The sequence below is a fragment of the Methylophaga pinxianii genome (genome assembly GCF_020447225.1).
Lineage (GTDB): Bacteria > Pseudomonadota > Gammaproteobacteria > Nitrosococcales > Methylophagaceae > Methylophaga > Methylophaga pinxianii.
The window spans coordinates 51,749-58,231 of sequence record NZ_JAJAEO010000171.1 but is presented as its reverse complement, the minus strand read 5'-3'; the positions used below and the strand labels follow the sequence as shown (position 1 = coordinate 58,231).

Below are 6,483 nucleotides of genomic sequence, written 5' to 3'. Positions count from 1 at the left end.
ACGCAACTATCACAGCATGTTGATGCTGGCTTTTACTATGATGTGGCTGCCAATGTGGGCTGATTAATTTTTGTACAGCAAAGATCAACAGACCCTAGTACTATGCATAAAATGACCACTCAGATTCAGCTCGCCTGTCAGCAGGATGTATCCCAATTGGTGGCCATGTTAACTGCCTGTGCAACGCATATGGATCAGCTGGGCATGTCACATTGGTTGGGTGTCTACGATGCCGCTTCTGTCAGACAGAACTTATTACAAAAATCAGTCTATGTGCTTAAACAGAACTCACAAATTATTGGTTGTGTCGCTTTAGGGATCCGACCAGCTGATTATTACGTCGATTGTTGGCCAAATGCACCTGAGGCTGATTTTTATTTGACTCAACTGGCGGTACACCCCGATTATCAACAAGCAGGTTATGGGCAATTATTACTTCAACATTGTTTAAACCTGGTTGGTACGCGGACACTTCATCTGGATGCGGTAGCACATTATCCAGAATTATTGAATTTTTATCGGCGCGCTGGATTTATACAGATCGCCGAGGGAATGGGTTTAGGTGACCTACGCTGCCTCTTTGAGTACCGGGCTTCAAGCCAATAGGGTATCTATCAGCATAATCAGAAATAAACCACCCATTAATCCGACTGTCGCGCGTGTTTGATGACCATGTCGATGGGTTTCCGGAATTACCTCATGTGACACGACAAATATCATGGCTCCTGCAGCAATTCCTAAACCTATTGGGTAGGAAACCGCTAAACCACTGGAAAGAAAAATTCCCAACACCGCACCGATGGGTTCAACTAATCCTGTGGCAGCGGCAATGGCCACGGCTTTACCGGCTGGCATATTGATTCGTCGCAAAGCCAGGACAACTGCAAGTCCCTCTGGGATATTTTGTAAAGCAATTGCTGCTGTTAAGGGGATTCCTACAGACAGGTTGCCATCGGTATAACTCACTCCAATCGCCATACCTTCTGGAAAGTTATGCAGCGCTATAGCCAATACAAAGAGACCTACTCGTCCTACCTGCTGATGTCCCGCACCGCAAGGGCCTGAGTGTTGATGTTCATGCGGGAGATAATAATCCAGGCCCAGCATCAATAAAACACCACCTACCATACCAAAAATAATAATGATAACGCCGCTGATGGCATGGCCCGTTAAGGCTGAACTCACTTCAATTCCAGGAAGAATGAGTGAAAAAAAGCTGGCTCCCAACATCATGCCTGCCGCCATGCCAAGCATGGTATCTTCTGTAACCGCGGAGAGTTTTTTGACAATAAGGCCTGGTGCTGCCCCCAAAGCTGTCGACATCGCACCAACCCCACCGCCAATCAGTGCCCAGGTTAGAAAGCGGGGATCGATACTGGTATGAATATTAAATAAATTAAAAATAATCCATCCGACAATCACTGCCGTTGTCAGCAACATAAGAATGGAAAGGCCGGGACGGGCATTAAATTCTTCTTGCCAGCTACTCAAGAGCGATAAAAAGGTTTGCTTTTTGGCCTGTTGCATTTTGTTGTCCCAAATTAGATTTTGCCCCTCCTTATAGAAGATTGAATCGCCAATTACAAATAACTTCAATATTTGCATGCAAAATTGAACTTATTCGCCCCGCTTAATTTCCTATTATGAAACTGTAAACTCAGGAATAATCAAATGCAGGCCTTACAAGAATACGCTGTGATGTGTCCTTACTGTGGTGAAACGATTGATGTTTTACTGGATTGTTCGGTGGATTATCAGCAATACATTGAAGATTGTTTTGTATGCTGCAGACCAATACAATTTTCGGTTTATGTAAATGAAGATGGAGCACTACAAGTGGACGCAGTGGATGAAAATGCCTAAAAATAGTGTTCGCATTTACTGGCAAAAAGATACAGTTCGCATCTTCGAAAGGCACCCTGCAAGCTGTTTTTTAGGCCAATAATACTTTGGATAGCTCAATAAAATGCAGGGCTTAACTCGGTTAAAAATTAAGCCTATGGATTTAAAGGAAAAATATCCTGCTTAAACAAGGATAGTTTACTTATTGAAGGATGTTATATTTCGGTTTCTAATGGACTTGAACCAATGATGGGAATACACATTGAATCATATTTGGCACAACGCTTTTTATCCAGCCGTCCTAATGATGCTGTGGTTACCACAAGCTTATGCATCACTTGATCTTTTAGCCGGTGTGGAAGCAGGTATTGAAACCGATACCGCAATGACCACTATTGATTTGGATCGAACCCAGGAAATTTTATCTTCCAATGACTTTGAATCCGAACATATTTGGCACAACGCTCATACTGGTATTCAATATCAAATCAAGCTGTTACGCAGCTATTCCTATGGCCACTACCCCTGTCTGGCTTATCAACTGAGAATTAAAAATGGTGAAGTTCTACAGGAAAAATCACTTGATGCCTGCCAGCATCGAAGTGGAAAGTGGATTTCTGTCTCCCCCAGTTCCTTAGCCTTTTAAGGCGCGTCCGCAATAAAAACCGCACGCTTGGGTGCCGGATATCCCTCAATCGTCTTGGTGATATCTAATGGATCGAGAAAATCTTTTAATGATTCGAATGTCATCCACTCGGTTGCGCGCTGCTCATTTAAAGATGTGATGCTTTCATCCACACAACGTACATTTTTATAGCCACATTTACGTAACCAGAGCAACATGGTCGGAATCGATGGAATAAACCACACATTACGCATTTTGGCGTAACGCTCTTCTGGCATTAAACTCATGCCCTCTTTACCTTCGATGACCAGTGTTTCCAATACCAGCTCACCGCCTTGTCGTAGGCAATGCCGTAACTCCATCAGATGCTTCAAAGGCGAGCGTCGATGATATAAAACCCCCATTGAAAACACCGTATCAAACAGATGCAGTTTATCCGGCATATGCTCTATGCCGATAGGCAGAACAAAATGCTTATCACTTTGAATAAAATGCTGCATCAGCTGATATTGCATACTAAACACCAGGGTCGGGTCGATGCCCATGACCATTTGAGCTCCCTCACCCACCATACGCCAACCGTGATAACCATTTCCCCCACCAACATCCAGCACCTTCCGGCCCTGCAATGAACTGATATGAGGCAGTACCCGATCCCATTTCCAGTCGGAGCGCCATTCGGTGTCAATGTGTATATCAAATAACTGATACGGTCCCTTACGCCACGGATGAAAAGCTTTTATCAGTTCAATAAACGAGGCTTTGTCAAAAGCACTGAGATCTGTGGCTTTTCCGATAGCTATCTGTGTTTTCAGTTCTATCTCAGTTGGTTGTATAGCCGGTAAATCTGCTAAAGCCTGTTGCCATAAGGGCATTTTGCCGTGAAAGTCATCCGCAAGTCGCTCTGCAGTAAATTTGGCTAATTGCTCGGCCCATTCAGCCTGTCCAACGGATTCCAGCCAACGAAAAAACGGTTTATATACAGTCATTTAAAAGCTATCAAAGAGGCAAAATTAAAACATTGAAACCAGCATTCGCTACGATTGAACCCAGCATTGCTGAGTCGTTGTTGATGCGCAGTGAGCGTTTCAGGGATTAACACATTTTCCAAAGCACTGCGTTTCTGGCTGATTTCCAAGTCGCTGTATCCATTGGCTCGTTTGAAATCATGGTGCGCATCGGTAAAAAATGTCTGTTGTTGATGACTGTCAAAAGCCAGTTTTTCTGACAGGATAACCACACCACCCGGTTTCAATCCCTGGTAAATTTTCTGAATCAACGCATCACGTAAAGCGGGTGCAATAAACTGCAAGGTAAAATTCATTACCACTACCGAGGCGTTCTCGATAACTATCTGATTAATATCTTCACAGCGCATTTCAACCGGCACCCGATTGTTGTCGGCAGCGATAATTTTTTCTGCGCGTTCTATCATCGCAGGAGAGTTATCGACCGCCACAATCTGACACTCCTCAGCCTTGATGCGCTGACGCATCGATAGTGTGATAGCACCCAGTGAACTGCCCAAATCATAGCAATTGCTATGTTGTTGAGCATAGCGCGCGGCCAGAATGCCAATATTGGATATCAAAGTGCCGTAACCCGGCACCGAACGCTGGATCATATCGGGAAATACATCCACCACGCGTTCATCAAAGCGAAAATCCACCATCTGTTCCAATGGTGAAGCAAAAATGGTATCGGCTTTTTTAATCATCCCTGTTGTGCCTTCTTTTTTGCGACATCATTACGAAGATACACAGGTAGCGCTTTATCAGCACTGACAAATTCACCTTGCTGATAAAGCCGCTCAGCAAGCTTCAGAATGGTTGCTGCCTGAGGAAAAATATCCGCTTGCAGATTGATTAACTGCTTGGCGAAATTGGTTTGTAAGGCGTTAGAGTACACCGTCCATCCATTGCCGGCTGCAAGCCACTGCGCTGAATTTACCGGATGAAATGCTTCAGCAGCGCAGACCATTTCTTCTCCCAGCAGAGAAACCATCCCATCAATGACTTCAAAACTGGCGGCATAGATTTCATCCATACGCGCATCCATCGCCACCGCTATATTTTGCTGTTTAGTTTGTTCATAGGCTGCTTGAGCAACTGCAGCTAAGGTTGAGACTGGAATAACCGGAAGCTCACGAGCGAATGCAATTCCCTGAGCGACACCGACGCCAATTCGAACCCCAGTGAACGAGCCTGGACCGCGCCCGAAAGCCAGAGCCTCCATATCAGCGATTGAAGCTCCGGACTCCTTGAAAAGCTCATCGAGCATCCCCAATATAAGTGTCGAGTGACCCCGTTGAGTCATTTGTTGCCGCTGATACAACACTCCATGCAGGGTAATTGCAGCAGAACAACTTTCTGTACTGGTATCAAGGGCAAGCAAATTCATTGGTTAGTCATCATCATGTCATTTGAACGTCATAGACGCGCATTATAATTCAACCGTCGACTACAAAGGAGGTTCGCAATGGGTTATATCGCTGATACTATCTATATTTTTCGTGAATTGATGCGCCTGTTTTTTGTGGTGATCACTTCACCCTTCGCCGCCGTAGGCAGTCTCTTGATGTTAGGGAGCATCGGCTGGCAGGAATAATTACCGGGGACAAATATGAGTGTCATTCATCTGCAAGCACTGGATAAAGTTCGTGAAAAAGACTGGAATGGCGCTCATCAGCTTATTCAGCAATACAATGATCCGATGGCATGCCTGATTCATGGCTACTTGCATCGAATTGAAGGCGATATGTCTAATGCTGCTTACTGGTACAACCGAGGTCACGAAGTTGTACCAGCAAACAGTTTAGATGATGAACTGGAGCGTTTGTACGCGCTTGCCAGTCAAGAATAATTCACTACATTATTGTCTGATGCCTTCAATTGAAAGCGTCAGATAGACTTCCTCAGAGCTTGGACCCAATTTGCTGACATCAATACCATAATCAGCAATGGTAAATTTGGTTTCACCCAAAAAACCTACCCGGTAACCACCCCAGGGATCTTCACCTTCCCCAACTTTTTCGACCGGTATAATCATTGGCTTAGTTACACCATGCAGTGTGAAATCCCCTTTCATTAATAACGTGCCATCCGCCTGCTGTTCAAAGCTGGTTGAGGTAAAACGTGCTTCGGGATACTTATCGGTATTCAAAAACTGTTCGCGCAAATGTTTATCACGCTCGGCAAAATTGGTATCGATGCTGGCCACATCAATCTTCACATCAATTTTTGATGCTTCTGGACTCTCTGCGTCATAAGTGAACGTGCCTTCAAACTCATTAAAACGCCCGCTCATCCAGCTAAAGCCCAAATGCTGAATTTTAAAATCAATAAAAGCATGTGCTTTTTCAGTATCAATGACGTAATCAGCTGCCTGAACGGGTACTGCAAATGCCGCACTGATAACCAAAGCAAAGATAGTCAGTTTCATAGTAACTCCTGTTAATTACAAATTAAGCATGCGACGCAACGTTGCATCGTTATTGATGAAATGATGTTTTAAAGCGGCCAGAGCGTGAAGAGATGCCAGCGTAATAATCAAATAGGCTGACCATAAATGCAGCTTGCTGACCCATTCACTGGCTTCTACGGTTAACGTGGAAACAGCTGGAATAGCGAACCAATCAAAAATGCTCAGAGGCTGACCTTTTGCAGTAACTATCAGATAGCCGGTAACAGCCAGAACAACGACGGTAATATTCATTGACTGGTGAGCAGCTTTAGCAGCCCATTGTTGCCAGACAGGTGTGGAGGCTATGGCATCGGGTTTTGCGGAGAATATATTCCACAACCAGCGAAACAACACCAGTATCAAAACGATAAAGCCCAATCCTTTGTGCCACCAGGGGGCCTGATAATACCAGTCATCGTAATAACCAAGATCAACCATCCACAAGCCCAGAATGAACAAACCAATTGTCAGCAGGGCCACCGACCAGTGCAATAGGATGCTGATAAAACTATAACGTTCAGGACTGTTGGTAAAACGCATGCACTCCTCTCCCT

The 6,483-nt window shown here is 44.7% G+C and carries 11 protein-coding genes; 5 read left to right on the top strand and 6 right to left on the bottom strand.

Annotation, left to right across the window (positions count from 1 at the left end):
* Positions 1 to 102 precede the first annotated feature (102 nt).
* The gene (locus LGT40_RS08650; protein ID WP_226070356.1) at positions 103 to 606 is read left to right on the top strand and encodes a GNAT family N-acetyltransferase; all 504 of its coding nucleotides are present in this window, start codon (positions 103 to 105) and stop codon (positions 604 to 606) included.
* Here the strand turns inward: LGT40_RS08650 and LGT40_RS08645 are convergent.
* On the bottom strand, positions 595 to 1,527 hold the full coding sequence (locus LGT40_RS08645) for a ZIP family metal transporter (protein ID WP_226070354.1): 933 nt from the start codon (positions 1,525 to 1,527) through the stop codon (positions 595 to 597). The two genes, LGT40_RS08650 and LGT40_RS08645, sit on opposite strands and share 12 nt — an antisense overlap.
* 144 nt (positions 1,528 to 1,671) lie before the next feature.
* Between LGT40_RS08645 and LGT40_RS08640 the strand changes: the two genes are divergently transcribed.
* Both LGT40_RS08640 and LGT40_RS08635 read left to right on the top strand, forming a co-directional pair.
* The gene (locus LGT40_RS08640; protein WP_226070352.1) at positions 1,672 to 1,863 is read left to right on the top strand and encodes a CPXCG motif-containing cysteine-rich protein; all 192 of its coding nucleotides are present in this window, start codon (positions 1,672 to 1,674) and stop codon (positions 1,861 to 1,863) included.
* 283 nt (positions 1,864 to 2,146) lie between these two features.
* Complete coding sequence (locus tag LGT40_RS08635) at positions 2,147 to 2,488, top strand: hypothetical protein (RefSeq protein ID WP_226070350.1); 342 nt, start codon at positions 2,147 to 2,149, stop codon at positions 2,486 to 2,488.
* Here LGT40_RS08635 and cmoB read toward each other — a convergent pair.
* From cmoB to tsaB, 3 genes are read right to left on the bottom strand one after another with little or no spacing between them, the layout of a single operon-like run.
* Positions 2,485 to 3,456, bottom strand: coding sequence for a tRNA 5-methoxyuridine(34)/uridine 5-oxyacetic acid(34) synthase CmoB (gene cmoB / locus LGT40_RS08630; protein WP_226070348.1), 972 nt, complete (start codon positions 3,454 to 3,456; stop codon positions 2,485 to 2,487). The genes LGT40_RS08635 and cmoB overlap by 4 nt on opposite strands.
* On the bottom strand, positions 3,453 to 4,184 hold the full coding sequence (gene cmoA, locus LGT40_RS08625; protein ID WP_226070346.1) for a carboxy-S-adenosyl-L-methionine synthase CmoA: 732 nt from the start codon (positions 4,182 to 4,184) through the stop codon (positions 3,453 to 3,455). The genes cmoB and cmoA overlap by 4 nt, the downstream gene beginning before the upstream one ends.
* Positions 4,181 to 4,867 (bottom strand): tRNA (adenosine(37)-N6)-threonylcarbamoyltransferase complex dimerization subunit type 1 TsaB, encoded by a 687-nt coding sequence (tsaB, locus tag LGT40_RS08620; RefSeq protein ID WP_226070344.1) that lies wholly within the window; start codon positions 4,865 to 4,867, stop codon positions 4,181 to 4,183. The genes cmoA and tsaB overlap by 4 nt, the downstream gene beginning before the upstream one ends.
* Positions 4,868 to 4,945: 78 nt before the next feature.
* Here tsaB and LGT40_RS16205 point away from each other — a divergent pair, with 78 nt between their 5' ends.
* Both LGT40_RS16205 and LGT40_RS08615 read left to right on the top strand, forming a co-directional pair.
* Complete coding sequence (locus LGT40_RS16205; protein WP_264177855.1) at positions 4,946 to 5,074, top strand: hypothetical protein; 129 nt, start codon at positions 4,946 to 4,948, stop codon at positions 5,072 to 5,074.
* A 15-nt stretch (positions 5,075 to 5,089) separates the two neighbouring features.
* The gene (locus LGT40_RS08615; protein ID WP_226070342.1) at positions 5,090 to 5,329 is read left to right on the top strand and encodes a hypothetical protein; all 240 of its coding nucleotides are present in this window, start codon (positions 5,090 to 5,092) and stop codon (positions 5,327 to 5,329) included.
* Positions 5,330 to 5,338: 9 nt separating this feature from the next.
* Here the strand turns inward: LGT40_RS08615 and LGT40_RS08610 are convergent, their stop codons facing one another.
* Positions 5,339 to 5,908, bottom strand: coding sequence for a YceI family protein (locus tag LGT40_RS08610; protein WP_226070340.1), 570 nt, complete (start codon positions 5,906 to 5,908; stop codon positions 5,339 to 5,341).
* A 15-nt stretch (positions 5,909 to 5,923) separates the two neighbouring features.
* A complete protein-coding gene (locus LGT40_RS08605; protein WP_226070338.1) occupies positions 5,924 to 6,469 on the bottom strand; it encodes a cytochrome b in 546 nt (181 codons plus the stop codon).
* Positions 6,470 to 6,483 lie beyond the last annotated feature (14 nt).

Excerpts from the sequence above, each read along its gene's own strand:
- LGT40_RS08650 (WP_226070356.1), top strand. The coding sequence starts at position 103 with ATGCATAAAATGACCACTCAGATTCAGCTCGCCTGTCAGCAGGATGTA.
- LGT40_RS08645 (WP_226070354.1), bottom strand. The coding sequence starts at position 1,527 with ATGCAACAGGCCAAAAAGCAAACCTTTTTATCGCTCTTGAGTAGCTGG.
- LGT40_RS08640 (WP_226070352.1), top strand. The coding sequence starts at position 1,672 with ATGCAGGCCTTACAAGAATACGCTGTGATGTGTCCTTACTGTGGTGAA.
- LGT40_RS08635 (WP_226070350.1), top strand. The coding sequence starts at position 2,147 with ATGATGCTGTGGTTACCACAAGCTTATGCATCACTTGATCTTTTAGCC.
- cmoB (WP_226070348.1), bottom strand. The coding sequence starts at position 3,456 with ATGACTGTATATAAACCGTTTTTTCGTTGGCTGGAATCCGTTGGACAG.
- cmoA (WP_226070346.1), bottom strand. The coding sequence starts at position 4,184 with ATGATTAAAAAAGCCGATACCATTTTTGCTTCACCATTGGAACAGATG.
- tsaB (WP_226070344.1), bottom strand. The coding sequence starts at position 4,867 with ATGAATTTGCTTGCCCTTGATACCAGTACAGAAAGTTGTTCTGCTGCA.
- LGT40_RS16205 (WP_264177855.1), top strand. The coding sequence starts at position 4,946 with ATGGGTTATATCGCTGATACTATCTATATTTTTCGTGAATTGATGCGC.
- LGT40_RS08615 (WP_226070342.1), top strand. The coding sequence starts at position 5,090 with ATGAGTGTCATTCATCTGCAAGCACTGGATAAAGTTCGTGAAAAAGAC.
- LGT40_RS08610 (WP_226070340.1), bottom strand. The coding sequence starts at position 5,908 with ATGAAACTGACTATCTTTGCTTTGGTTATCAGTGCGGCATTTGCAGTA.
- LGT40_RS08605 (WP_226070338.1), bottom strand. The coding sequence starts at position 6,469 with ATGCGTTTTACCAACAGTCCTGAACGTTATAGTTTTATCAGCATCCTA.